The organism is Streptomyces fungicidicus, assembly GCF_003665435.1.
GTDB classification, from domain to species: Bacteria; Actinomycetota; Actinomycetes; order Streptomycetales; family Streptomycetaceae; genus Streptomyces; species Streptomyces fungicidicus.
Genome location: NZ_CP023407.1, coordinates 461,812 through 486,762, shown reverse-complemented (window position 1 = coordinate 486,762; position 24,951 = coordinate 461,812). Strand labels below are relative to the sequence as shown.

Sequence of the window (24,951 nt, the reverse complement as noted above, 5' to 3'; positions counted from 1 at the left end):
CATGAAGCTCGCCACCCTCCGCACCGCCGACGGGACCCGCGCGGTCCGCCTCGACGGCGAGGTCCTCGTCGACCTCGGACACGCCGACCTGGGCGAGCTGTTCGCCCGGGCCGACTGGCGGGCGAAGGCCGCCGCCGCGTCCGGCACCACCTACCCGGTCGAGGGCGCCGACTTCGCGCCGGTCGTCCCGAACCCCTCCAAGGTCGTCTGCGTCGGCCACAACTACACCAACCACATCAAGGAGATGGGCCGGGAACTGCCGAGTCACCCGACCCTCTTCCCGAAGTTCGCCGACACCCTGCTGGGCGCGAACGACGACATCGTCAAGCCGGCCGAGACCGAGGCGCTCGACTGGGAGGTCGAACTGGCCGTCGTGATCGGCGCCCAGGTGCGCCGCGCCGACGAGCAGCAGGCCGCCGACGCCATCGCCGGCTTCACCGTCATGAACGACATCTCGGTGCGCGACTGGCAGTTCCGCACCATCGAGTGGACCCAGGGCAAGATCTGGGAGGCGTCCACCCCGGTCGGCCCCTACGTCGTCACCCCCGACGAGGTCGGCGGCGTCCGCCCCGCGCTCGAGGTCAGGACGGTCGTCGACGGCCAGGTCACGCAGCAGGACGACACCGGCACGCTGCTGTTCGACCCGGTCTTCCTGGTCCAGTACATCTCCACCGTCATCACCCTGCGCCCGGGCGACATCATCGCCACCGGCACTCCGGCCGGCGTGGGCAACGCCCGCGACCCCAAGGTCTTCCTGCTCCCCGGCCAGACCGTGAGCACCGAGATCGCCGGCCTGGGCGCCTGCACCAACAAGGTGGTCGGGGAGTGACCGGGGCCGCGCGCACCTTCGCCGACGCCCGCGCCTGGGCGCGTACCGGCACCGAGCTGATGCTCGACGCCGTCGCGGGCCTCGACGAGGCCGGCTTCCGTGCCCCCAGCGCGCTGCCGGAGTGGACCCGCAAGCACCTGGTGGCGCATGTCGCCGCCAACGCCGACGCCCTGTGCAACCTGGTGCACTGGGCGGCCACCGGCGAGAAGACGCCGATGTACGCCTCCGCCGAGGAGCGCGCCGCCGGCATCGCCAAGGGCCCCACCCTGTCGGCCGGCGAACTCCGCTCCTGGCTCACCGGCTCCGCGCGACGGCTCGGGGAGGGACTGGACGCGCTCACCGGCGAACAGTGGCAGCACGAGGTGGTCACCGCCCAGGGCCGCACCGTCCCCGCGACCGAGCTGCCGTGGATGCGCGCCCGCGAGGTGTGCGTCCACGCCGTCGACCTCGGCACCGGCGTCGTCACCTTCGCCGACCTCCCGAAGGGCTTCCTGACCGCCCTGGCCGGAGAGATCCGCGCCAGACGCGGGCTGACCGAGCTCCCCGACGGTCCGCTGCCGGAGGTCGCGGCCTGGCTGGCCGGCCGTCCCCACTCGCTCGCCGACGCTCCCGAGCTCGGCCCGTGGCTGTAGAGAAGTGATTCCCATGTCCCACCCTGATGTGATCGTGGTCGGAGGCGGCATCGGCGGCCTCGGCGTGGCCTGCTCCCTGACCCGCCAGGGCCAGAGCGTCCGCCTGCTGGAGAGCGCCCCCGCCTTCGGCGAGGTCGGCGCGGGCATCCAGCTCGCCCCCAACTGCACCCGCATCCTCGACGACTACGGCCTCCTGGACGAGGCCAAGAGCCTCGGCGTCGTCCCGGACGCCATGGTCATGCGCGACGCCGTCGACGGCGACGAGCTGACCCGGCTCGACCTGCGCGACCTGGAGCGGCGCTACGGCTACCCGTACCTGGTCATCCACCGCAGCGACCTGCACGGCCTGCTGCTGCGCGCCTGCGAGCGGGCCGGCGTCGAACTGGTCAACGACGCCCGGGTGACCTCGTACGAGAACACCGACGGCGGCGCCCGGGTGACCCTCGCCTCCGGCGAGACCCACGAGGCGGGCATGGTCATCGCGGCCGACGGCCTGCACTCGCCCGCCCGCAAGCTGTTCGTCGACGACCGGCCCGTCTCCTCGGCGTACGTCGCCTACCGCGGCACCGTCCCGGCCGCGCAGCCCCGGGTGGAGTCCGTCGACCTCAGCGAGGTCGTGGTGTACATCGGCCCCCGGTGCCACTTCGTCCACTACGGACTGCGCGGCGGCGAGATGCTCAACCAGGTCGCCGTCTTCGAGTCGCCCAAGGCGCTCGCCGGACGGGACGACTGGGGCACGCCGGACGAACTCGACGCCGCCTTCGCCGGGACCTGCGGGTTCGTCCAGGACGGCCTGCCCTTCATGTGGCGGGACAAGTGGTGGCGGATGTTCGACCGCGACCCGATCATGACGTGGGTGCACGGCCGGATCGCGCTGCTCGGCGACTCTGCGCACCCGCCGCTGCAGTACATCGCGCAGGGCGCGATCATGGCCATCGAGGACGGCTGGGTGCTCGGCGAGCACGTCGCCCGCAACCGCGCCGAGGACGGCACGGTGGACTGGACCGCCGCGCTCGCCGCCTACGAGGCCGTCCGCCCGGAGCACTGCCGACGCGTCCTGACCACGTCCCGCAAGTGGGGCGAGCTGTGGCACCTCGACGGTCTCGCCCGCGAGCAGCGCAACGTGCTGCTGCGCGCCCGCGACACCTACGACTACGCGTTCACCGACTGGCTGTACGGCCCGACCGCGCTGACCCCGGACGAGGAGCCGCCGATGTTCACGGCGATACCGCTGGACTCGGCGGTCACCGGCGAACCCGTGCCGGCCGGCGGCGCGGCATGAGCGACGCCTACCTCTACGCGGCGGCCCGCACCCCGTTCGGCCGCTTCGGCGGGGCCCTCGCCGGGGTGCGCCCCGACGACCTCGCCGCCGCCGCGCTGACGGGCGTGCTGGCCAAGGCGCCCGGCCTCGACCCCGCCGCGATCGGCGACGTGGTGTGGGGCAACGCCAACGGCGCGGGCGAGGACAACCGCAACGTCGGCCGGATGGCGGTGCTGCTGGCCGGACTGCCGGTGAGCGTGCCCGCCACCACCGTCAACCGGCTCTGCGGATCCAGCCTGGACGCGGCGGTCGTCGCCTCCCGCACCCTGGAGTCCGGCGACGCGGACGTCGTCGTCGCCGGCGGGGTGGAGTCCATGAGCCGCGCGCCGTGGGTGCTGCCCAAGCCGGACCGCGCCTTCCCCGCCCGTGACGTCACGGCCGTGTCCACCACCCTCGGCTGGCGGCTGGTGAACCCCGCGATGCCGAAGGAATGGACGGTCTCGCTGGGCGAGTGCAACGAACAGCTCCAGGAGGAGTTCTCGATCTCCCGCGAGCGGCAGGACGCCTTCGCGGCGCGCTCGCACCGGCTGGCCGCCGCGGCCTGGGACGAGGGCTTCTACGACGACCTGGTCCTGCCCGTGGAGGACCTCGCCCGCGACGAGGGCATCCGCCCCGGCACCGACCCCGGGAGGCTGGCGGCCCTGAAGCCGTCGTTCCGCCCGGACGGGACGATCACCGCGGGCAACGCCTCCCCGCTGAGCGACGGCGCGTCCGCCGTGCTCCTCGGCACCGGCGAGGCGGCCGGACGGATCGGGCTGGCCCCGGTCGCCCGGATCGCCGGGCGCGGCGTGCACGCCGTCGAGCCGCAGCGGTTCGGCTTCGCCCCCGTGGAGGCCGCCGAGCGGGCGCTGCGCCGGGCCGGGATCGGCTGGGGCGACGTCGGCGCGGTGGAGCTGAACGAGGCGTTCGCCGTGCAGTCGCTCGCCTGCGTGGACGCCTGGGGCGTCGACCCGGAGATCGTCAACACCCGTGGCGGCGCCATCGCCCTCGGGCACCCGCTGGGCGCCTCGGGCGGCCGGCTGCTGGGCACGCTGGCGAAGGTGCTGCGTGAGCGGCGCGAGCGCTGGGGCGTCGCGGCGATCTGCATCGGCGTGGGCCAGGCCCTCGCCGTGGTCCTGGAGAACGTGAGCGACGAGGTGGGCCAAGGATGACCACGACCATCGCGGAGACGGCCGACGAGGCCGTGGCGGGCATCGAGGACGGCTCGACCGTCCTGGTGGGCGGATTCGGGCTGGCGGGCATGCCGTTCGACCTGATCGACGCGCTGATCCGGCAGGGCGCCGGCGACCTGACCGTCGTCTCCAACAACGCGGGCAACGGCGACGTCGGCCTGGCCGCCCTCCTCGCGGCCGGCCGGGTGCGCAAGGTGATCTGCTCCTTCCCCCGGCAGAGCGACTCGTACGTCTTCGACGAGCTGTACCGGGCCGGACGCGTCGGCCTGGAGGTCGTACCGCAGGGCACCCTCGCCGAGCGGATGCGGGCCGCCGGGGCGGGTATCGGCGCCTTCTACAGCCCCGTCGGCGCCGGCACCCCGCTGGCGGACGGCAAGGAGACGCGGGAGATCGACGGCCGCGTCCACGTCCTGGAGCACCCGATCAAGGGTGACGTGGCCCTGATATCCGCCCACCGGGCGGACACCGTGGGCAACCTCGTCTACCGCAGGACCGCCCGGAACTTCGGCCCCGTGATGGCCACCGCCGCCGGCACGGTCGTCGCCCAGGTCGCCGGGATCGTGCCCGCAGGGGAGATCGACCCGGAGACCGTGGTCACCCCGGGCATCTACGTCGACCGCCTGGTACGGGCCGAGGCCCGCCGGCTCACCGTGCAAGGAGCCCGCTGATGACGACCGCAGCCACCGTGGTGGAACACACCGGCCGGGGCCCGCTCACCACCGAGGAACTCGCCGCCCGCATCGCCCGCGACATCCCGGCCGGTTCCTACGTCAACCTCGGCATCGGACAGCCGACCCGGATCGCCGAGCACCTGTCGGCGGACTCCGGGATCGTGCTGCACACCGAGAACGGCATGCTCGGCATGGGCCCGGCCGCCACCGGCGACGAGATCGACCCCGATCTCACCAACGCCGGCAAGGTCCCGGTCACCGAGCTGCCCGGAGCGGCGTACTTCCACCACGCCGACTCCTTCGCGATGATGCGCGGCGGTCACCTGGACGTGTGCGTCCTCGGGGCGTTCCAGGTCTCCCACCACGGCGACCTGGCCAACTGGCACACCGGTGACCCGGACGCCGTCCCCGCCGTCGGCGGCGCGATGGACCTCGCCGTCGGAGCGCGGCAGGTGCTGGTGATGATGAAGCTGTTCACCCGGGACGGCACGCCCAAGCTCGTCCCCGCGTGCACCTACCCGCTCACCGGGGCCGCCTGCGTCCACCGCGTCTACACCGACCACGGCGTCTTCGCCACCGGTCCGGACGGGGCCAGGGTCCTGGAGACGTACGGCGTCACGGCGGCGGAACTGGGGGAGCGGCTCTCCGTCGAGCTGCGCATCTGAGAAGCCGTACGCATGGTAAAGATCACTTATGTCACGCAAAGCTAGGAGCCGGTGTGTGCGTTCGCCGTGCACGGACGGCGTTAGGATCTCCGGCATGGCGAACCTTCGTGAGGCACAGAAGCGGATGACGCGCCGTCTGCTGCTGGAGTCGGGACTCGAGCTGTTCAAGACGAAGGGGTACGCCGCCACCACGGTCGACGACATCGCCACCGCGGCGGGCACCACACGGGTGACCTTCTACGCCTACTTCCCCTCGCGCAGCGAACTGATGAAGGCGCTGATCGACGAACAGCTCAACGAGGTGCTCCAGCGCGTCCGTTCCCCCGAACACGGTTCGACGGCCAGGGACCTGGTCGCCACCGTCGCCGAGGGGACCCCGGAAGCGATCATGGCGTGGCTGCGGCGCACCGCCGAGAGCTGGCCGGCCATCCGTCCGATCATCCGCATCGGCCGTGATGCCGCGGTGATCGATCCGGACCTCCCCGACCTGGTCGAACGCTGGCTGGAGGAGGCCATCAGCGACATCGAGGACGGACTCACGGCGGCCGGGCGCCTCGAACCCCACCAGCGTCACTTCCGGGGAGTGCTCGCCATGGCCCAGCTCGACTACGTCGCCCAGCACTGGCACCGCGCCGACTGGAAGCTCACCCGTGAGCAGATGCTCGACGAGCTCGGCGCGAGCTGGGTGCGGCTGCTGACCTGACGGGATGCCCGGCACGGGAGATCCGCGGGAAAAATGTGCGGCGCGGATGTCGAGAACCCGCGTCCGGCTCCGTCCCCGGGGTGAGCGCGACCACAATGGTCCGCACCGCACCGAGGAGCACACCATGGCCAAGTACCTGCTGCTGAAGCACTACCGGGGCGCCCCCGCCGCCGTCAACGACATCCCCATGGACCAGTGGACGCCCGAGGAGATCTCGGCCCACGTCCAGTACATGCAGGACTTCGCGGACCGGCTCGAGAAGACCGGCGAGTTCGTCGACGGCCAGGCGCTCGCCCCCGAGGGGACGTTCGTCCGGTACGACGGCGAGGGGCGCCCGCCGGTCACCGACGGCCCGTTCGCCGAGACCAAGGACCTCATCGCCGGCTGGATGGTGATCGACGTCGACGGCTACGAGCGCGCCGTCGAACTCGCCGGGGAGCTGTCGGCCGCCCCCGGGGCGGGCGGCAGGCCGATCCACGAGTGGCTCGAGCTGCGCCCGTTCCTGACCGCGCCGCCCACCATCACGGACTGACGCCGGCGATGGACGAGGCCCTGCTGAGAAGCCTCACGCCGGGCGTGCTCGGCGTCCTCGTCCGCCGCGGAGCCGACTTCGCGGCGGCCGAGGACGCCGTACAGGACGCGCTGGTCGAGGCGATCCGCGTCTGGCCCGCCGACCCGCCGAGGGACGCCAAGGGCTGGCTGGTCACCGTGGCCTGGCGCAAGTTCCTCGACGCCACGCGGGCGGACGCGGCCCGCCGCCGGCGTGAGGACCTCGTCGAGGAGGAGCCGCCGCCCGGGCCCGCGTCCGACGCGGACGACACGCTCCAGCTGTACTTCCTGTGCGCCCACCCGTCACTGACGCCGTCCTCCGCGGTCGCGCTGACACTGCGCGCCGTCGGCGGGCTCACCACCCGCCAGATCGCCCGGGCCTACCTGGTGCCCGAGGCGACGATGGCACAGCGGATCAGCCGGGCCAAGCGCACCGTCGCCGGCGCGCGGTTCGACCGGCCCGGCGACGTCGCCACCGTGCTGCGCGTCCTCTACCTGGTCTTCAACGAGGGCTACTCCGGTGACGTCGACCTCGCGGCCGAGGCCATCCGGCTCACCCGGCAGCTCGCGGCCGCCGTCGACCACCCCGAGGTGGCGGGGCTGCTCGCCCTCATGCTGCTGCACCACGCCCGGCGCGCCGCCCGCACCGCGCCCGACGGCAGCCTGGTGCCGCTCGCCGAACAGGACCGCGGACGCTGGGACACCGGGGCGATCGCCGAGGGCATCGGCATCCTGCAGACGGCGCTCGCCCGCGACCGGCTGGGCGAGTTCCAGGCCCAGGCCGCCGTCGCCGCCCTGCACGCCGACGCGCCCACCGCCGAGGAGACCGACTGGGTGCAGATCGTCGAGTGGTACGACGAACTCACGCGCCTGACCGACAGTCCGGTCGTCCGGCTCAACCGCGCGGTCGCCGTCGGCGAGGCCGACGGACCGCGCGCCGGGCTGGCGGCCCTCGCGGAGCTGGACGCCTCACTGCCCCGCCACACCGCGGTGGCCGCGTACCTCCACGAGCGCGACGGAGACCCGGTGACGGCGGCGCGGCTGTACGCCGAGGCGGCCCACAAGGCGTCCGACCTCGCCGAGCGCGACCACCTCACGCGTCAGGCCGCCCGGCTCAACTCCCGCCGGCCGGCCTGAGACGTCAGAGGTGGGCGGCGACGTCGAACAGCAGCGCCCGGAGCCATTCGACGAAGTACTGGTCGCTCAGCCGGGGGTTGAAGACCATGTCGATCCCGAGCCCCGGAAGGGGGAACGGGAACTCCTCGATCCGCAGGTCGGCGAGGGACCGCATGGCGACGGCGACCCGGTGGCGGATCAGCGCGACCCCGCCCGCGCGGGCGACCAGGAAGGGCACCAGCAGGAAGTCGGAGCTCAGCCTGCCGACGCTGTAGGGGATGCCCTTCTCCTCCAGCACGGAGTAGGGGAAGACCCTCCGGTCGGTGTCCACGACGACGTGCCGCTGGGTGGTCAGGAGGTCGAGCGCGCTCGCTTCCGGCGGCGTGTCCGGAGAGGCCACGACCACCACGCGGTCGTTGTACAGCCGCTCGCGCGGATAGGGCGAGGAGTGCCCCTCGGAGATCAGCACCACGTCGACGCCCTGGTCGGTGAAGGTGGCGTCGGCCGGGACCGTGATCGTCCGCAGCCGCAGCGTGGCGTGCGGGGCGCGCTCGGCGACGAGCCGCGACAGCCGCGCGCCGACGACGAACGCCGTGCTGGTCGTCATGGCGACCGTGACGACCCGCTGGTCCGTCGCGGGGTCGAAGCGGGGCAGGTCCACGACGCGTGCCGTCTGTCGCAGGGCGCTGCGCAGCGGCGCGATCAGCTGCAGCGCCCGCGGGGTCAGAGTGACGCCCGTCCCCTGCCGCACGACGAGTTCGTCGCCGAGCAGACGCCGCATCCTGGTGAGCGCGTGGCTCATCGCCGGCTGGGACAGACCGACCCGCTCCGCGGCCCGGGTCACCGAACGCTCCTCGAGCAGGGCGAGGAGGGGCACCAGCAGGTTGAGGTTGACCGACGCCAGACGGTCCAGCTCCGAACCCGTGGTGCCCTCGTCCCCTTCGCTCATGCGGGGAACCCTACGCGGCGGCCCGGGTCATCCGGCGCAGCCGGGGGATGGCTATCCGGTAGTTGAGCGCCACGGCGTCGGCGGTGCCGTCCTGGTGCGGCCAGCGCATCAGCGCCGGTCCGCCCCCGGGAGCCCCGTCGACATACTCCGGTTCGCCCTCCGCCGGCAGATGACCCACCGCCTTCAGGCTCAGCCCGAACTGCTCGGTCCAGAAGTACGGCTGGAAGTCGAGCGGCGGCGCCTCGTCGCCGCGGAGCAGGGCCCTCGCGGCGACCTTGGCCTGCTCGATCGCGCTGCTCCACAGGGGGACGCGGCGCACGCCGTGCGCGGTGGGGAACGCCGCGAGGTCGCCGACGGCGGCCACATCGGGGCGGACGAGCCCCCGGCTGTCGACCGGTACGGCACCCTTCGCGGTGAGCCCCGAGCCCGCGAGCCACTCCGTGTTGGGAATGTCGCCGGCGGCGGTCAGGACCACGTCCGCCTCCAGGACCGTGCCCTCGTCGAGGACGACCCGGGCGTTCGCGCCGTGCCCCTCGATCCGCGCGGCCGCGGTCTCGAGGACGGTCAGCCCGTGCTCCCGCGCCGCCCCGGTGAACACACCGGCGAGGTACGGGCCGAGCTGGAGGACCAGCGGGACGCCCTGGGAGACGAGGGTGACCTCGCAGCCCGCGGCCCGGCAGCCCGACGCGATCTCCATGCCGAGCGGGCCCCCGCCCACCACGACGACCGACGGCGCGGCCGCCAGCCGGCCGCGCAGGGACAGGGCGTCGTCGAGCCCGCGCAGGGTGAGTTCCCCGGGCAGCCCGGACAACCGTCTGGCGCGCGATCCGGTCGCCAGCACGAGGCGGTCGTACGGCAGTTGCGTGCCGTCGTCGAGCGTGACGCGCCGGCGGTCGACGTCCAGCCCGGTCGCCCGCACCCCGAGCAGCTCCGTCGCCCCGTGGCCGGCCGGCGGCAGTTCGTGCGAGGTCAGGTCGTCGCCGTCGAGCAGCAGCGCCTTCGACAGTGCCGGGCGGCTGTACGCCGGGTGCGGTTCGTCGCCGACGACGGTCAGCTCGCCGTCGAAGCCGGCCTCGCGGAGCGTGTCGGCGGCGGTGAGCCCGGCGATCCCGTTGCCGACGACGACCACACGGGCCGGTGCGCGGGTGGTCATGCGACCCTCAGCGCGGCGACCGGGCAGACGCGGGCGGCGGCGTTCGCCAGCGCGGCGTCCGCACCGTCGACCTCCTCGCGGTCCAGCACGAGTTCGCCCTCGTCGTCGAGGTGCATGAGCTGCGGCGCGGCCTCCTCGCACAGGCCGTGGCCCTCGCAGCGGGGGCGGTCGAGAACGATCCTCACGCGGGGATCACCTCCAGGACGGGGAGCTCTTCGACGCTCCGGGTGGTGTTGCTGGGAACGCGGACCTCCGGTCCGGCGACGAGACGGCCGACGCGCCGGGACAGCGCCTCGATCACGGCGTGCGCCTCCAGACGGGCGAGTCCCTGGCCGGCGCAGCCGTGCGGCCCGTAGCCGAACGCCAGGTGGTCGACCGGGTTGCGGGTGACGAGGAAGGCGTCCGGGTCGTCGTAGTGCCGGGGGTCGCGGTTGCCGGATCCGAGCAGCACCGCGACCTGGGCGCCCGCCGGGACGACGGTCCCGTCGATGTCGACGTCCCTGGTGGCGAGCCGCCCCCAGGCGTTGATGGGCGGCCAGAAGCGCAGCACCTCGTTGAACGCCGCCGGCACCAGCGAGGGGTCCGCGCGGACCAGGGCGAGCTGGTCGGGGTGTCTGGCGAAGAGGGCGACGATGTTGCCGATCGCCGCGATGGTGCTGTCGACGCCGGCCCCGAGGTACTGGTGGATGATGTGCCCGGCCGTGTCCGGGGGGATGGCGCCGCGTGCCTCGGCCTCGAAGATGCCCCGGCCGACGGAGCCCTCGGCCAGGTCGTCGGCCCGGACCGCGGAGCACCAGGCGTACAGCTCGCCGGCGACGGGGAAGTTCTCGGCCGTGCGCTGGTTCATCGGGCCGAGCACCTGCATAGCGGCCTGTCCCCAGCGCAGCATGTTGTCGCGCACGTGGCCGGTGAAGCCGATGAGGTCCGCGACGACCTCCAGGGGGAAGGCGCGGGCGAGGGCGTCGACGGCCTCGAAGGAGCCCCGCTCGACGAGTTCGGCGACGAGGGTGTCCGCCTTCTTCTCGATCCGGCCCTTGAGACCGCGCAGCGCACGCGGGGACAGGTTCTCGGTGAGGGCTGCCCGCAGCTGGGTGTGCGCCGGAGGGTCGGAGGCGAGCGAGGTCCCGGTGAGGGCCTCGTTGGCCGTCGGATTGAAGGCTATCGAGGCCGACGAGAACGACTCCCAGTCGGCGAGCGCGCCCCGGATGACGTCGTACCGGGTCAGTGCGTAGACGTCGTTCTTCCGGAGATGGACTACGGGGCCCTGCTCCCGCAGCTCGGCGTAGGCCTGAAAGGGGTCCAGCAGGACGTCGTCGGCGAAGAGGTCGACGTCGGAGGTGGGCGGCTTGGTCATGCCCTCAGTGAAGTGGCCGGTCCTGCATCCAGCAAGTGAATGCTTTGCATACCCCATCATGCGTGGCGTTCATGTATGGCTCCTGGCGGCACCCGTGGGGTGCTGGTCGGAGGCGTTCGCGCAACCCTGCGCAGATTGTTTTTTCGTGGTGTTCGTTTCATTGACGGCGTGTAAATCGAATGGTTAACGTGACCGCAGCCACAGGGTGCCGAGCACCCCATCCCGCAGACGTGAGGCAGGCATGAGCGGCATGAGCAACACCGTGAACACCGTCCTCGGCCCGGTGCCGGCCGAGGAACTGGGCGTCGTCTCGGTCCACGAGGCGCTGCTGTCGGTGGTCCCGGGCGCGGAGTACGCCTTCGACGTCACCATCGACCGCGCCGAGATCTTCGAGACCCTCGCCGCGAAGCTCAGGGACTTCCGCGCCCACGGCGGCGGCACGATCGTGGACAGCACCGGCATGTTCCACGGCCGGGACGTCCGGCTGTACGAGGCCCTCTCCCGCGCGACCGGCGTGCACATCGTCGCCTCGACGGGCCAGGGCCCGGAGGAGCTGCTCGGCGGCTACTTCCTGACGCCGCAGACCAACCCGCCGACCCCGTGGCCGGCCGGCAAGTTCGCCGACCTCTTCACCAAGGAGGTCACCGAGGGCATGGTCGTGCCCCGGGTGGAGCGGCGCGGCGCCGCCGGCCTGGTGGCCACCACCGCGACCCGCACCGGCATGACCGCGACCGACGAGAGCCTCTTCCGCGGCGCCGCCCGGACCGCCCTGGCCACCGGCGTCGCGGTCTCCCTCCGGTACGGGAGCGACGCCGTCCACGACCTCGACGTCGTCCTGGACGAGAAGCTGCCGGCCGGCCGCGTCGTCGTCGGCGGACTCGACCGCGCGGACGCCGTCTCCGCCGGCGCGCCCCTGGAGACCGTCCGCCGCGGCGCCTACGCGGCGCTCGACCACGTCGGCACGGAGGGCGGGGAACACATCACGGACGCCGAGCGTGCCGCCCTGGTCGCCGAACTGGTGCGGGCCGGCTTCGGCGACCGGATCCTGCTGTCCGCCGGCGCCACCGGCGTGGCGAAGGGCCACACCGGCAACGACCTGCCGTACAGCCATGTCCTGACAACCTTCGTCCCGCTCCTGACGGCACGGGGCCTCGGCGACGGGGACGTGCGGCGGATTCTCGAGGAGAACCCGCGCGCCCTGCTGTCGGTGCGCTGAGCACGCCCACGCCCATCACGTTCCATTTCCCGAAGGTGAATTCTGTGTCGCGAGTGAATACCGTCCTGGGGCCGGTCCCGACCGAGGAGCTGGGTCTCGTGGCCGTCCACGAGCACATCGGCTACGGCATGCCCGGCTCCGAGCTGGACACGAAGTGGTGGAAGGCCCCCGAGCAGCGGTACGAGGAGACCGTCCCGAAGCTCCGCGCGTTCCACGAGTACGGCGGCGGCACCTTCGTCGACGCGACCGGCATCTGCAACGGCCGCGACGTCGACTACTACAAGTCGCTGTCCGCGAAGACCGGCGTGCACATCGTCGCCTGCACCGGCTTCGTCGGCGGCGACACCGCGCTGCCGCACTTCGCGAACGCCGGCGTGGACTACCTGACGCGGCAGTTCGTCCACGAGATCACCGTCGGCATCGGCGGCACCGGCAGCCGCGCCGGCGTCATCAAGGTCGGCGTCAGCCGCGGCGGCCGCATGACCGACCTGGACAAGCGCATCTACCGCGCCGCCGCCCGCGCCGCGCTCGCCACGGGCGCACCCGTGCTGACCCACCTCGCGATCGACGCCGAGAACGCGATCACGATCTTCGACGAAGAGGGACTTCCCCTGGACCGCGTCCTGTTCGGGCACGTCGACGACGGCGTCAACGCCGACAGGACGCGCGACGTGTGGATCGCGGAGAAGGGCGGCCGCATCGGCTTCGACACCTTCGGCTACGAGACCGAGCTGCCGGACCCGCCGTTCTGGGCCCGCCCCCGCAAGGAGCGCCTCGACCACTTCCTGCGCTTCGTCGACGGAGGCCGCCGGCTGAAGCAGGTCCTCGCCTCCGCCGACGCCAACTGCAGCCCGCTGGGCTGGCCCGGCGTCAAGGGCCACACCGTCAACTACATCTTCGAGGACCTAATCCCGGACCTGCGCGCCGCCGGCCTCGACGAGGCCGCCATCAAGACGATCTTCGTCGACAACCCCGCCGACTTCCTGACCCTGCAGAAGTAGAGAGAGAACCACCATGCAGTCCTCAGAGCTGAAGAACCTGAAGATCGCCGTCGTCGGAGCGGGATACGGCGGAGCGGCGGCCGCCAAGGCCCTGAGCCTGCTCGGCGCCGACGTCAGCGTCTACGAGCAGGCAGGCCGGATCCGGGAGGTGGGCGCCGGCATCGGACTGCGCCCCGCGACCATGAACCGGTTCCGCCAGTGGGGCGTCTTCGACGCCATCGCGAAGGTGACGTCGCCGAGCGAGTACTTCGAGATCCTCACGGCCACCGGCGAGCCGATCATGAAAGAGACGTGGCCTGCCGACGGCGAGCAGACCCACACCCATCTGATCCACCGCGGCGACTTCATCGAGGCCCTCATGGGCGTCCTCCCCGAGGGCATGGTGCACCTCGGCCACAAGCTCGAGACGGTCCGGGACAAGGGCGACGGCGCCGTCCTCACCTTCGCGAACGGCCGGACCGTCGAGGCCGACCTGGTCGTCGGCGCCGACGGCATCAAGTCGGTGGTGCGCCACCAGCTGTTCAGCGACCGGGGCCCGGTGTTCTCCGGCGAGCACGCCTACCGCGCGGTCATCTCCGCCGACGCCGCCCACGGGATGGTCACCGACGACAACCTCCGGATGTACATCGGCCGGGGCACCAAGGTCTACCTCCTGCCGCTGCGCCACCGCAACCAGGTGTCGTTCGACATCACCGCCCTCTGCCCGGACGGCACCTGGAACCCGGAGGTCACCAGGGACGATCTCCTGAAGACGGTGGAGGGCTTCGACGAGCGTCTCGTCAGCATCACGCGCGACCTCGACATGAGCACCGTGAACATCCGCGCCGTCTACGACATCGACCCGGTCGACACCTGGCACTCCGACTCCGTCGTCCTCGTCGGCGACGCCGCCCACTCGATGCTGCACCACCAGGGCCAGGGCGCGAACTCGGCCATCGAGGACGGCGGCGCGCTCGCCGACGCCCTGCGCGAGGCCGGCTCGCTGAAGGAGGGACTGGCCAGGTACCAGGCCACCCGCAAGCCGGTGACCGACGAACTGCAGCGCATCTCGCGCCAGGGCTGGACCGAGGACGAGATCAACGACGTGTTCCCGGGCCAGAAGCCCGCCGCCACCGCATCGCAGGAGTGACCCCCATGCCACTGCATCCCGAGATCGCCAGGATCCTCGCCGCCATGCCGGCCCCGCCCCCCGGTCCGCTCGACCCCGTCGCCCTGCGCGCCGCGGACGAGGCGCAGGTCGCTCCCCCGGAGGAGCGCCTGCCGCTGCACGCGGTGGAGGACACGACCGTGCGGACCGCGTCGGGCGAGGTCCCGGTCCGGATCTACACGCCCGCCGAGGCCGACGCGTACGGCCTGCTGGTCTACTTCCACGGCGGCGCGTTCTTCCTCGGCAGCCTGGAGACGCACGACCACGTCGCGCGCTCGCTGGCGAAGGAGACCGGACTGAAGGTCGTCTCCGTCGGCTACCGACTCGCACCCGAGGCCGCCTTCCCCGCCGGCCTCGACGACTGCCACGCGGTCGTGCGCTGGGCCGCCGGCGAGAGAGCGGGTCTGGCCTGGGACGGCACGACCCTCGCCGTCGCCGGAGACAGCTCCGGGGGCAACTTCGCCGCCGCGGTCGCGGCGAAGGCGCACGACGACGGCTTCGACCGGATCACGCACCAGATCCTCTACTACCCCTCGCTCGACCTGGACTTCGACGCCGACCGTCATGCCTCGCTGCGGGAGAACGCCGTGGGCTACGGCCTGGAGACGGCCGGGCTGAAGCCCTTCAACGCCTTCTACCTCGACAGCGGCGCCGATCCCGCCGACCCGCTCGTCTCGCCGGTCAAGCGGGCGGACCTCACCGGACTGCCGCCGGCCCTCGTCGTCACCGGCCAGTACGACCCGATGCGCGACGAGGGCGAGCTGTACGGCGAGCGGCTGCGCGCGGCCGGCGTGGAGGCGACGGTCAGCCGCTACGAGGGCGCGGGCCACGGCTTCGTCCAGCACTTCTCGTGGATCCCGGAGTACCACAAGGTCTTCGAGGAGACGCGCGACTTCCTCGGCCGCCGCTGACCCGGCCGGCCCGGTACGAGTTCGGAAAGAGGACCATGACGCAGGCAGTCGACGTCCACCCCCTGGTGTCGCCGTGGGGCCGGTTCGGTCTGTACAGCTTCTACATCGACGCGCCCGAGCCGGCGATCGTCGACACCGGCATCGCCTCCTCGCCCGCCGAGGGGATGGCTCCCGCGCTCGAGGCGATCGGGCGCCGCATCGAGGACGTGCGGTGGATCCTGCTGACCCACGGTCACATCGACCACGTCGGCGGGGCGCACGCCCTGTGGGAACTCACCGGACGGCGCGCCGAGGTGGTCATCCACGAGGCCGACGCGCCGATGCTCCGCTCGCGCCGGGCCCATGTGGAGGAGTACCTCACCGGCCGGGGCCGGTACCTCGACGACCCCGGCGGCGAGGCGAAGGTGACGGCCGCCACCCGGGCCGTCATCTCCGGGGAGATGGAGCCGACCCTGCTGGTCAGGGGCGGCGAGACGCTCTCCCTCGGCGGCGGCGTCACCGTGTCGGTGCACGCCGTGCCGGGCCACACGCCCGGATCGGTCGCCTACGTCGTCGACGGACAGCGGTCGGTGTTCACCGGCGACGCCGTCCAGGTCCACGGAGCCGCCAACGGCTTCCCCGGCTACACCGACCCCGGCGCCTACCGCGCCGGCCTGGAGTACCTGCGTGACGGGATCCGTCCCCGCCACCTCTACCTGGGGCACCCCTACCGCCGCGCCGACGGCACGCCGTACGGCGTCGAGCTCGACGCGGACCAGGCCCGGGAGGCCCTCACCCAGAGCCTCGACATCGAGAGCCGCGTCGCCGCGGCCGCCTGCGGATGCCTGGAGGAGGGCCTGCGGGACACGGACTCGCCGTACTCCCCGTTCGCCCGCGTCGCCGAGGAACTCGGCTACACCGGCGACCCCACCCTCGAGCCGTCGCCGTTCTTCACCTCGATGGCCGGCTACCGCACGCACCTCGAACAGAACATGTAGTACAGGAGCTTCCTCACCATGACCGACCTTCACACGATCCGCGCGGGCGAGCAGCCGATCGCCGTCCGCAAGGACCTCCAGGTGCCGATGCGCGACGGCGTCACGCTGGCGGCCGACGCCTACACCGGCGTGGACGACACCCCCCGGCCCGCGCTGGTGGCCCTCAGCCCGTACGGCAAGGAGCTCCAGGCGCTGGCGCTGACCACCCCGCCGCAGCGCCGCCCGAGCCCCATGTGGGACGGCTGCATCGAGGCCGGTGACATCGCGCGCGTCGTCAAGGAGGGCTACGTCCACGTCATCGGCGACCTGCGCGGCTCCGGCGCGTCCGGGGGCGAGCACATCGGCAACTACAACGCCGGCGGCGTCTCCCTCGGCCAGGACGCGTACGACTTCATCGAGTGGGTGGCCGCGCAGCCGTGGTGCGACGGCAACGTCGGCATGATCGGCATCTCCTACTTCGGCTCCATGCAGGTGCTCGCCGCGGCCGAGCGCCCGCCGAGCCTCAAGGCGATCTTCGTCAGCGGCGGCCACTACGACTTCTACGAGACCACCTACCACGGCGGCGTCATGTGGTTCATGCCGCGCGCCGCCCGTGAGGGCCGCGGCGGCGACTCGGGCTGGGCCTTCACCGACGGCGTGAAGTCCCGCATGCTGGAGACCCACTCGCCCGAGGAGATCAGGAAGCGTGTCGCCGAGCGCCTGCGGGACCCGGACGTGGCCGCCTGGCCCAACCTGGTGCATGTGCTGAACTACCCGAAGAACCACGAGGCCTGGTTCGACATCGTGATGAACGAGGTCGACGGCGACTGGTACGAGGAGCGCAACCCGGTCACCCTCGCACCCGGGATCGACATCCCGGTCTGGCTCCAGATCGACCAGGGCCGCGGCTGGACGCTGGACGGCACCATCGAGGTCTTCAACCGCCTCAAGGGCCCCAAGAAGCTGGACATCGGCCCCTACCCGCCCATGCAGTCGCGCCCCTTCGTCGAGGAGCACGACAAGATGTTCCGGTGGTACGACCACTGGATCAAGGGCATCGACAACGGGGTGATGGACGAGCCGGCCGTCACGGTCCACGTCGAGGGCTCCCGCGAGTACGTCACCGGCGCCCAGTGGCCCCCGAAGGACGTGGAGCACCGGCCGCTCTACCTCCGCCCGCGCCACAGGCTCTCCTTCGAGCCGGAGCCGATGGGCGCCGAGCACGCCGTGCCCGACGGCTTCTACCAGGCGCCGCTCACGGTCACCGACAAGGTGGAGACGCTCAGCTGGAGCACCGAGCCGTTCACCGAGCCCACCGAGATGATCGGCCAGGGGGCGGCGCACCTCTTCGCCGAGATCGACCAGCCCGACACCAACTTCATCCTGCGCATGTGGGACGAGGCCCCGGGCGGCAAGCGGCAGCTAGTCACCACCGCCTACCTCAAGGCGTCGCACCGAGAGCTCGACGAGCAGCGCACCACCGACGGCGACCCCTACCACCCGCACACCCGCGCGGTGCCGGTCGAGCCGGGGAAGATCGAGGAGTACGTACTGCGCGTCTACCCGTTCGCGGCGACGTTCCTGCCGGGCCACAGGCTGGTCGTGGAACTCTCCAACAACGAGCCGCCGGCCGACGCGCACAACGCGCTGCTGCCGCCGGACGCCTTCCATCTGCCGGTCGGCCGGCCCGTCACCCACAAGATCTACCGTGACGCCGCCCACCCCTCACGGCTCCTGCTGCCGTTCACGAAGCGCGCGGCGGCCGACGGGGAGTAGCCGGGGAACGCCCGGACGGCCAAGCCGGAGGGCGGGTGTCAGTGCCCGGTGGCACGCTGAGCCCAAAGGGAACCAGCGAAAGGACACCGCGGTGATCACCACTGACTTCGCCCCCGGCTCGCCCTGCATGCTCGACCTCGGCGCGCCCGACGTCCCGGCCGCCGCCGCGTTCTACGGCGCGGTCCTCGGCTGGGACTACGAGCCGATGGGTGACGGGGAGGAGATGGAAGGGGGCATGTTCCGCAAGGACGGCAAGATCGTCGCCGGGCTCGGCAAGCTCACCGAGGAGGGCGCGCGTCCCGCCTGGATGATCTACTACAGCGTCGCCGACGCGGACGCCACGACCCGGGCGGTGGAACGCGCGGGCGGCACCGTGCGGGTCGCGCCGATGGACCTCGAACAGTGGGGGCGGATGGCCCAGTACAGCGACCCGCTGGGCGGCCAGTTCGCCGTCTGGCAGCCGGGGGAGACCAAGGGCGTCGACCTGGTGGACCAGCCGGGCTCGCTGTCCTGGACCGAGCTGTACACGAGCGACGCGGCGGCCGCGAAGGAGTTCTACGGCGGTGTCCTCGGCTGGCAGTACAGCGAGATGCAGATGCCGGGGGGTGAGGGCACGTACACCCTGATCACCCCCGCCGGGCAGCCCCAGGAGCGCATGCACGGCGGCCTCATGGAGGTTCGCAAGGAGGACCTCGCCCCGGCCGGCGGGCGGCCCTACTGGCACCCGGTCTTCCATGTCACCGACTGTGACGCCGCGGTCGCCGAGGTCACCGCGAACGGCGGCAGCGTGCAGATGGGACCGGACGACGCGGAGGGCGTCGGCCGCCTGGCCGTCTGTCTGGACCCGGCCGGCGCGGACTTCGTGGTGCTCACCCCGGCGCAGGGCTGAGCCCGGGCCGGCGGGAGCGCCCGGCGCCGCTCCCGCCGTCACCCCGTGGACCGCCGCGAGCGAGAGCCTCAGGGGGCCGGATGCAGCTCCCGCAGGGCGTCCAGTACCTCCTGGTCGGAGACCGGGTGGTAGTCGTCGTACCAGTCGCCGACGGACCGCACCCGTTCCGGCAGGTACAGGGAGACCACGTCGTCGGCCTCCTCCCGGAGCGCCGCCGCCGTCTCGCGACCGCACACCGGCACCGCCAGCGTCAGCCGCAGCGGGCCGCCGCGCCGCAGGTGCCGCAGGGCGGCGAGGGCCGTGATCCCGGTGGCCAGCCCGTCGTCCACGACCACGACGCTGTGCCCGGCGATGTCCGGGGCGGGCCGTCCCCCGCGGTAGACCCGCTCCCGGTGACGCAGTTCGACCCGCGCCCGGGCCACCTCCGGGCCGAGCCTGTCCACCGTGAGGTTCATGGCCCTGAGCCCCGTACGGTCGAACACCGGCGGGTCGTCCCCGGCGATCGCCCCGACACCCACCTCGGAGGACCAGGGGACCCCGACCCTGCGGACGACCACGACGTCCAGGGGAACCTGCATCGCCCGGGCGATCTCCGCACCGACCGGGACACCGCCGCGCGGCAAGGCCAGCACGGTCACGTTCGCGAGATCGCCACTGCTCGCCCACTCCAGCATCCTGACGGCCAGCTCCTGACCGGCGAACTCACGGCTTCGGAATCGCACGGCTCGCTCCCTTCCTCGGCCACCGCTACCGGGTAACCGCCTTCGGCCCGGCTCTCACCTCCCGCCGCGGATGCCACAGCGGGCGGTGTCTGCCCGGCGTCAGCGCTCCTGCGACAGCGGCAGCAGGTCTGCCCGGGAGGTGGGCTCGTCGAGGATCAGCAGCGGCGGGCGCCGGTACAGGGGCGCGGGAGCAGGCCGGCCGCTGCCACTGGCCGCCGGAGAGCTCGGCGCCGCCGAAGATCTCGCGGGCCGGGTGTCGAGGCCGGGCCGCCGACGGAGTCGATCGCGGACGGAACCTGACCGCGAGGCTTCCTACGGTCGTCCCATGACTGAAAGCCACACGATTCTCGTCACGGGCGCCACCGGTACCGTCGGACGCCAGGTCGTCGCCGAACTGCTCGCCCGGGGGCACGCGGTGCGCGCGTTCACCAGGGACGCCGCCGCGGCCGTGTTCCCGGCCGGCGTCGAGGTCTTCCAGGGCGATCTGACCGAGCCCGAGAGCCTGATCCCGGCCCTGGAGGGCGTCACCGGACTTCACCTGATCACCTTCGGCGGAGCCCGCTTCGCCCCGCTGGAGACCGGCCCGCGGATCCTGGAGCTGGCCCGCGCGGCCGGTGTGCGCCGGGTCACCGTGCTGCACGGCGGCGGGCCGTCCCTGCTGGAGGACGCCGTGCGCGCCGACGACGGCGTCGACTGGACCGTGCTGATGCCGGTCGAGTTCATGGGGAACGCCCTGGAGTGGGCGGACGGCGTCGCCGCGTCGGACGAGGTGCGCGAACCGTTCGTCGGCCGGCTCAGCGCCATGGTCCACGAGGGCGACATCGGCGCCGTCGCCGCCGTGGCGCTCACCGAGGACGGACACGCCGGCCAGGAGTACCTGATCACCGGCCCCGAGCTGCTGACCGTCGGCGACAAGGTGACGGCGATCGCCGCCGCCCGCGGCCGGGACATCACCCTGGTCGAGCTGACGCGGGAGCAAGCCGTCGCCCAGTGGCGGGCGGCCGGGCACCCGGAGGACGTCATCGGCTTCCTGCTCGAGGCGTACGGCAACACCCCGGAAGTGGGCCGCACGGTCCTCGACACGGTCGAGAAGGTCACCGGCCGCCCGGCCCGCACCTTCGCCCAGTGGGCCGCGGAACACGCCGGCGCGTTCACCGCCGGCGCCTGAGGCGCCCCCCTGCCTGCGCCCGGAGCGGGCGCAGGCCCCGGCCGGGTCAGCCGAGGAAGCCGGCGACCAGGGCGGCGAACTCGTCGGGCGTGGCCAGCCGGACGCCGAGCTGCTCGGCCTTCGCCCTCTTGGAACCGGCCCCCTCGCCCGCGACCACGAGGGAGGTCTTGCGGGAGACGCTGGAGGAGGAACGCCCTCCGGCCCGTTCGACCAGTTCGTTCATCTCGTTGCGGGAGAGCTTCTCCAGGCTGCCGGTCATCGCGCCGGTGACCACCACCGTCATGCCGGCCAGAGGGCCGCCGTCCGCCGGGGCGTCGCCCGCGGGGGCCGCGTCGGCGGCCGGCGGCGGGGTGGCGCCGGGCTCGGTCATGTTGACGCCGGCGGCGGCCAGTCTGTCGATGAGCGGGGCGAGTTCGGCCAGCTCCGCGACGATCGACGGGGCTTTCTCCGCGCCGATGCCGTCGACCCGCTGCATGGCGTCGGCGTCGGCCGCGCGGATGCCGTCCATGGTGGCGAAGTACCGGGCGATGCGCCGGGACATCGACCGTCCGGTTCCCCGCACGCCCAGTGCGCACAGCACCCTCGACAGCGGCTGCTCCTTGGCCTTGGCGAGCGCGGCGAGCAGGTTGTCGGTGCTGGTCTCCCCCATGCGCTCCAGCGCGAGCAGTTGCTCGCGCCGCAGGGCGAACAGGTCGGCGAGGTCGGCCACCAGTCCCGCGTCGACGAGCTGCACCACGCGGGTGGCGCCCAGGCCCTCGATGTCGAGCTGGTCGCGGCCCGCGGCGTAGGCGAGGGAGGCGACCAGGTGGCAGTTGCGGCCCTGGGCGCACCGCCAGCGCTCCTCGCCGGTGTCGATGTCCGAACCGCAGCGCGGACACTGCGCGGGGAACACGATCGGCTGCTCCTCGCCCGTGCGCAGATGGGCCACCGGGGCCTCGATGCGGGGGATGACGTCACCCGCGCGGTGGACCATGACGTGGTCGCCGAGACGCAGGTCGCGGCGGGTGATGTCGGCCGGGTTGTGCAGGGTGGCGTAGGTGATGGTGGAGCCGTCGATGACCACCGGCTCGAGGACGCCCCGGGGCGCGATGATCCCGGTGCGTCCGACGTTCCACTCCACCTCCAGCAGCCGGGTGATCTTCTCGACGGCGGGCAGCTTGTAGGCGATCGCCCAGCGCGGGGCGCGGGAGCCGGACCCGGCGGCCCGCTGCTCCTCGGCGAGGTCGGCCTTGATGACGATCCCGTCGATGCCGAAGGGCAGTTCGGCGCGCGCCGCGGCGATCTCCTTCACCCGGGCCAGCACCTCCTCGACGGTCCCGGCGACGACGTCGGGGACCGCGGTCCGGGCACTGGTGTGCACCCCGAGATCGCCGGCCAGTGCCATCAGCTCGCTGTGCGGGAGATCGTCCAGCCGCCCGGCGAGGGCGGGGTCGGTGCCGGGCAGGGGCAGCAGGCCGTAGCCGAAGAACGTCATCGGCACGGTGTAGACCCGATCCCTGGCCCGCAGCGTGCCCGCGGCCGCGTTGCGCGGGTTGGCGAACGGCTGTCCGCCGTGAGCGGTGCGCACCTCGTTGGCGTGCTCGAACTGGGCGGTCGTCATGAGGACTTCACCGCGCACCTCGACGGTGACCGGCTCCTCCAGCTTCTCCGGCAGCCCCTCGACGGTGCCGATCGCGTGCGAGACGTCCTCCCCGGCCGTCCCGTCCCCGCGGGTGATCAGCCGGGTGAGCCGGCCGTCGCTGTACCGGGCGGCGACGGCCAGCCCGTCCAGCTTCGGACCCACACTGAAGCGTGCCGCGTCGTGGCCGATGCGGCGGGCCAGGGAGGCAGTCCAGGCGGTGAACTCCTCCGCGGAGAACACGTTGTCGAGACTGAGCATCGGCACCGTGTGCGGTACGTCGCCCTCCACCGCTCCGCCGGCGACCTTCCCGGTGGGGGAGCCCGGCAGTATCGCGTCGGGATGCTCCGCCTCCCAGTCGGCGATCCCGCGCACCAGCCGGTCGTACGCGTCGTCGTCCAGCGCCGAGGTGCCGCCGCCGTAGTAGGCGGCCGCCGCGCGCACCGCGTCCTCGACGGCCTGGGCGTAGGCGGCGGCGTCCACGATCACTGCTGCAGGTGTTGTCATGCGTCGCATCCTGCCGCCCACCACTGACAACGGCGTCCACCGGCGGGTGCGCCACTCGGCCATTTGCCTAAACCGTTTAGGCAAATGCATACTTGCTCTAGCCGAGGGAGAGGATGGTTATGGCAGCGCGCGCAGGGCTGACCGCCGAGCGACTGACCAGGGCGGGAGCGGAACTCGCCGACGAGGTCGGCTTCGACCGGGTGACCGTCTCCGAGCTCGCCCGGCGTTCCGACGTCAAGGTGGCGAGCCTGTACTCCCACCTGAGGAACTCCGAGGACCTCAGGACACGGATCGCGCTGCTCGCCCTGGAGGAGATGGCCGACCGTGCCGCCGACGCCCTGGCCGGGCGGGCGGGCAAGGACGCCCTGACCGCGCTGGCCGACGTCTACCGCGACTACGCGCGCGAGCACCCCGGCCGCTACGCGGCGGCCCAGTACCGGCTCAGCCCGGAAGCGGCCGCCGGCAGCGCGGGGGTCCGGCACGCCCGGATGACCCGCGCCCTGCTGCGCGGCTACGACCTGGCGGAACCGGAGCAGACCCACGCCGTCCGGCTGCTGGGCAGCGTGTTCCACGGCTACGTCAGCATCGAGATGGGCGGCGGGTTCAGCCACAGCGCCCCCGACACGCAGGAGACCTGGACACGCGTCCTCGACGCGCTGGACGCCCTGCTGCGGAACTGGCCCGCGCCCTGACCGCCACCCCGAACCACCCAGCCGCCCCTACCGATGGAACGAACCGATGACCTCCACCCCGCCCGCCTGGACCACCACACCCATCACCGCGGACATCGTGCGCGGCGCCCTCGACCTGGAGCACACCGGCGCCGGGATCCTGCCCCACCGCCTGCCCGCCCGCATCCGAGCCCGGCACGCCGACGGACAGCTCGCCATGGCCGAGTCCCAGCCCTCCGGCATACGGCTGGTCTTCCGCACCCGGGCGACCGCCGTCGAACTCGACACGCTGCCCACCAAACGGGTCTACACCGGCGTCCCGCCCCGCCCCGACGGCGTGTACGACCTGCTCGTGGACGGACGCCCGGTGGGCCGGGCGACGGCGTCCGGCGGCAACACCCTGACCATCGACATGGCCACGGGAACCGCCGAGCACGCCGCCGGCCCCGCCTCCACCCTCCGCTTCACCGGCCTGTCCGCAGACGACAAGACCGTCGAGATCTGGCTGCCGCACAACGAGACCACCGAACTTCTCGCCCTGCGCACCGACGCCCCCGTAGCGCCGGCGCCCGCCGACGGCCGCAGGACGTGGCTGCACCACGGCAGCTCCATCAGCCACGGCTCGGACGCCGCGAGCCCCACCACCACCTGGCCCGCGCTCGCCGCGGCCCGGGGCGGAGTGGAACTGGTCAACCTGGGCTTCGGCGGCAGCGCCCTGCTGGACCCCTTCATCGCCCGGACCATGCGCGACACGCCCGCCGACCTGATCAGCGTCAAGATCGGCATCAACCTGGTCAACGCCGACCTGATGCGGCTGCGCGCCTTCACCCCGGCGGTCCACGGTTTCCTCGACACCATCCGCGACGGCCACCCCGCCACGCCGCTGCTGGTCGTCTCGCCGATCCTGTGTCCCCTCCACGAGGACACACCCGGACCCACCGCCTACGACTTCAGCCGTCTCGGCGAGGGCCGGCTCCTGTTCACCGCCACCGGTGACCCCGCGGAACGGGACGCGGGCAAGCTGACACTCAACGTCATCCGCGACGAGCTGAGGCGCGTCGTGGCACAGCGCGCGGCGGACGACCCGAACCTGTACCACCTCGACGGCCGGGACCTCTACGGCGAGGCGGACCACCGCGAACTGCCGCTGCCCGACCGGCTGCACCCCGACGCGGCCGCCCACCGCCGCATCGGCGAACGCTTCGCCGCCCACGCCTTCGCGGCCGGCGGGCCGTTCGCGGACGGCGAGGGCTGA

At 72.7% G+C, this 24,951-nt stretch carries 25 protein-coding genes and 1 pseudogene; 19 read left to right on the top strand and 7 right to left on the bottom strand.

Features of this window, described 5'->3' with window-relative positions; translation table 11 throughout:
* Nucleotide 1: 1 nt before the first annotated feature.
* From CNQ36_RS02010 to CNQ36_RS01970, 9 genes are all read left to right on the top strand, one after another.
* Nucleotides 2–829, top strand: a complete 828-nt coding sequence (locus CNQ36_RS02010; protein WP_121544677.1) for a fumarylacetoacetate hydrolase family protein — start codon at nucleotides 2–4, stop codon at nucleotides 827–829.
* Nucleotides 826–1,461: a maleylpyruvate isomerase N-terminal domain-containing protein gene (locus CNQ36_RS02005; protein WP_121544676.1), complete on the top strand. Its 636-nt coding sequence runs from the start codon at nucleotides 826–828 to the stop codon at nucleotides 1,459–1,461. The genes CNQ36_RS02010 and CNQ36_RS02005 overlap by 4 nt, the downstream gene beginning before the upstream one ends.
* A gap of 28 nt (nucleotides 1,462–1,489) precedes the next feature.
* Nucleotides 1,490–2,743, top strand: coding sequence for an FAD-dependent oxidoreductase (locus CNQ36_RS02000; protein WP_121544675.1), 1,254 nt, complete (start codon nucleotides 1,490–1,492; stop codon nucleotides 2,741–2,743).
* Nucleotides 2,740–3,933, top strand: coding sequence for a thiolase family protein (locus tag CNQ36_RS01995; RefSeq protein ID WP_121544674.1), 1,194 nt, complete (start codon nucleotides 2,740–2,742; stop codon nucleotides 3,931–3,933). Before CNQ36_RS02000 ends, CNQ36_RS01995 begins: the two co-directional genes overlap by 4 nt.
* The gene (locus CNQ36_RS01990) at nucleotides 3,930–4,622 is read left to right on the top strand and encodes a 3-oxoacid CoA-transferase subunit A (RefSeq protein WP_121544673.1); all 693 of its coding nucleotides are present in this window, start codon (nucleotides 3,930–3,932) and stop codon (nucleotides 4,620–4,622) included. The genes CNQ36_RS01995 and CNQ36_RS01990 overlap by 4 nt, the downstream gene beginning before the upstream one ends.
* On the top strand, nucleotides 4,622–5,290 hold the full coding sequence (locus tag CNQ36_RS01985) for a 3-oxoacid CoA-transferase subunit B (RefSeq protein ID WP_121544672.1): 669 nt from the start codon (nucleotides 4,622–4,624) through the stop codon (nucleotides 5,288–5,290). Before CNQ36_RS01990 ends, CNQ36_RS01985 begins: the two co-directional genes overlap by 1 nt.
* Before the next feature lie 94 nt (nucleotides 5,291–5,384).
* The gene (locus CNQ36_RS01980; protein WP_121544671.1) at nucleotides 5,385–5,993 is read left to right on the top strand and encodes a TetR/AcrR family transcriptional regulator; all 609 of its coding nucleotides are present in this window, start codon (nucleotides 5,385–5,387) and stop codon (nucleotides 5,991–5,993) included.
* A 124-nt stretch (nucleotides 5,994–6,117) separates the two neighbouring features.
* Complete coding sequence (locus CNQ36_RS01975; protein WP_004936008.1) at nucleotides 6,118–6,525, top strand: YciI family protein; 408 nt, start codon at nucleotides 6,118–6,120, stop codon at nucleotides 6,523–6,525.
* 8 nt (nucleotides 6,526–6,533) lie between these two features.
* The gene (locus CNQ36_RS01970) at nucleotides 6,534–7,679 is read left to right on the top strand and encodes an RNA polymerase sigma factor (RefSeq protein ID WP_121544670.1); all 1,146 of its coding nucleotides are present in this window, start codon (nucleotides 6,534–6,536) and stop codon (nucleotides 7,677–7,679) included.
* A gap of 4 nt (nucleotides 7,680–7,683) precedes the next feature.
* On the opposite strand, the gene CNQ36_RS01965 is transcribed toward CNQ36_RS01970, so the two are convergent.
* From CNQ36_RS01965 to CNQ36_RS01950, 4 genes are read right to left on the bottom strand one after another with little or no spacing between them, the layout of a single operon-like run.
* Nucleotides 7,684–8,607 (bottom strand): LysR family transcriptional regulator, encoded by a 924-nt coding sequence (locus CNQ36_RS01965; protein ID WP_121544669.1) that lies wholly within the window; start codon nucleotides 8,605–8,607, stop codon nucleotides 7,684–7,686.
* A 10-nt stretch (nucleotides 8,608–8,617) separates the two neighbouring features.
* Nucleotides 8,618–9,760 (bottom strand): NAD(P)/FAD-dependent oxidoreductase, encoded by a 1,143-nt coding sequence (locus CNQ36_RS01960; RefSeq protein WP_121544668.1) that lies wholly within the window; start codon nucleotides 9,758–9,760, stop codon nucleotides 8,618–8,620.
* Entirely contained in the window at nucleotides 9,757–9,945 is a 189-nt protein-coding gene (locus CNQ36_RS01955) for a ferredoxin (protein WP_040908015.1), read from the bottom strand. The genes CNQ36_RS01960 and CNQ36_RS01955 overlap by 4 nt, the downstream gene beginning before the upstream one ends.
* Nucleotides 9,942–11,114, bottom strand: a complete 1,173-nt coding sequence (locus tag CNQ36_RS01950; RefSeq protein ID WP_121544667.1) for a cytochrome P450 — start codon at nucleotides 11,112–11,114, stop codon at nucleotides 9,942–9,944. The genes CNQ36_RS01955 and CNQ36_RS01950 overlap by 4 nt, the downstream gene beginning before the upstream one ends.
* Before the next feature lie 250 nt (nucleotides 11,115–11,364).
* Here CNQ36_RS01950 and CNQ36_RS01945 point away from each other — a divergent pair, with 250 nt between their 5' ends.
* From CNQ36_RS01945 to CNQ36_RS01915, 7 genes are all read left to right on the top strand, one after another.
* Complete coding sequence (locus CNQ36_RS01945; RefSeq protein WP_228312899.1) at nucleotides 11,365–12,330, top strand: phosphotriesterase family protein; 966 nt, start codon at nucleotides 11,365–11,367, stop codon at nucleotides 12,328–12,330.
* A gap of 44 nt (nucleotides 12,331–12,374) precedes the next feature.
* Nucleotides 12,375–13,331: a phosphotriesterase family protein gene (locus CNQ36_RS01940; protein WP_121544665.1), complete on the top strand. Its 957-nt coding sequence runs from the start codon at nucleotides 12,375–12,377 to the stop codon at nucleotides 13,329–13,331.
* 13 nt (nucleotides 13,332–13,344) lie between these two features.
* Nucleotides 13,345–14,460, top strand: a complete 1,116-nt coding sequence (locus CNQ36_RS01935) for an FAD-dependent oxidoreductase (protein WP_004936024.1) — start codon at nucleotides 13,345–13,347, stop codon at nucleotides 14,458–14,460.
* Between the two features lie 5 nt (nucleotides 14,461–14,465).
* Complete coding sequence (locus CNQ36_RS01930) at nucleotides 14,466–15,389, top strand: alpha/beta hydrolase (protein ID WP_121544664.1); 924 nt, start codon at nucleotides 14,466–14,468, stop codon at nucleotides 15,387–15,389.
* Between the two features lie 35 nt (nucleotides 15,390–15,424).
* Nucleotides 15,425–16,366 carry an MBL fold metallo-hydrolase gene (locus CNQ36_RS01925; RefSeq protein WP_121544663.1) on the top strand — a complete coding sequence of 314 codons (942 nt, stop codon included), beginning with the start codon at nucleotides 15,425–15,427 and terminating at the stop codon, nucleotides 16,364–16,366.
* 18 nt (nucleotides 16,367–16,384) lie between these two features.
* The gene (locus CNQ36_RS01920; protein ID WP_121544662.1) at nucleotides 16,385–18,121 is read left to right on the top strand and encodes a CocE/NonD family hydrolase; all 1,737 of its coding nucleotides are present in this window, start codon (nucleotides 16,385–16,387) and stop codon (nucleotides 18,119–18,121) included.
* Nucleotides 18,122–18,212: 91 nt separating this feature from the next.
* Nucleotides 18,213–19,010: a VOC family protein gene (locus tag CNQ36_RS01915; protein WP_121544661.1), complete on the top strand. Its 798-nt coding sequence runs from the start codon at nucleotides 18,213–18,215 to the stop codon at nucleotides 19,008–19,010.
* A gap of 68 nt (nucleotides 19,011–19,078) precedes the next feature.
* Here CNQ36_RS01915 and CNQ36_RS01910 read toward each other — a convergent pair whose 3' ends face one another.
* Nucleotides 19,079–19,732, bottom strand: coding sequence for a phosphoribosyltransferase (locus CNQ36_RS01910; protein ID WP_206278406.1), 654 nt, complete (start codon nucleotides 19,730–19,732; stop codon nucleotides 19,079–19,081).
* A gap of 126 nt (nucleotides 19,733–19,858) precedes the next feature.
* Nucleotides 19,859–19,982, bottom strand: a pseudogene (locus CNQ36_RS35810) (ATP-binding cassette domain-containing protein); the annotation flags it as partial.
* A 75-nt stretch (nucleotides 19,983–20,057) separates the two neighbouring features.
* On the opposite strand from CNQ36_RS35810, the gene CNQ36_RS01905 reads away from it, so the two are divergent.
* Nucleotides 20,058–20,900 (top strand): NmrA family NAD(P)-binding protein, encoded by an 843-nt coding sequence (locus tag CNQ36_RS01905; RefSeq protein ID WP_121544660.1) that lies wholly within the window; start codon nucleotides 20,058–20,060, stop codon nucleotides 20,898–20,900.
* A gap of 46 nt (nucleotides 20,901–20,946) precedes the next feature.
* On the opposite strand, the gene ligA is transcribed toward CNQ36_RS01905, so the two are convergent.
* The gene (ligA, locus tag CNQ36_RS01900; RefSeq protein WP_163013181.1) at nucleotides 20,947–23,034 is read right to left on the bottom strand and encodes an NAD-dependent DNA ligase LigA; all 2,088 of its coding nucleotides are present in this window, start codon (nucleotides 23,032–23,034) and stop codon (nucleotides 20,947–20,949) included.
* Nucleotides 23,035–23,144: 110 nt separating this feature from the next.
* Here ligA and CNQ36_RS01895 point away from each other — a divergent pair, with 110 nt between their 5' ends.
* Nucleotides 23,145–23,717, top strand: coding sequence for a TetR/AcrR family transcriptional regulator (locus CNQ36_RS01895; RefSeq protein WP_121544658.1), 573 nt, complete (start codon nucleotides 23,145–23,147; stop codon nucleotides 23,715–23,717).
* Nucleotides 23,718–23,763: 46 nt separating this feature from the next.
* Entirely contained in the window at nucleotides 23,764–24,951 is a 1,188-nt protein-coding gene (locus CNQ36_RS01890) for a GDSL-type esterase/lipase family protein (RefSeq protein WP_121544657.1), read from the top strand.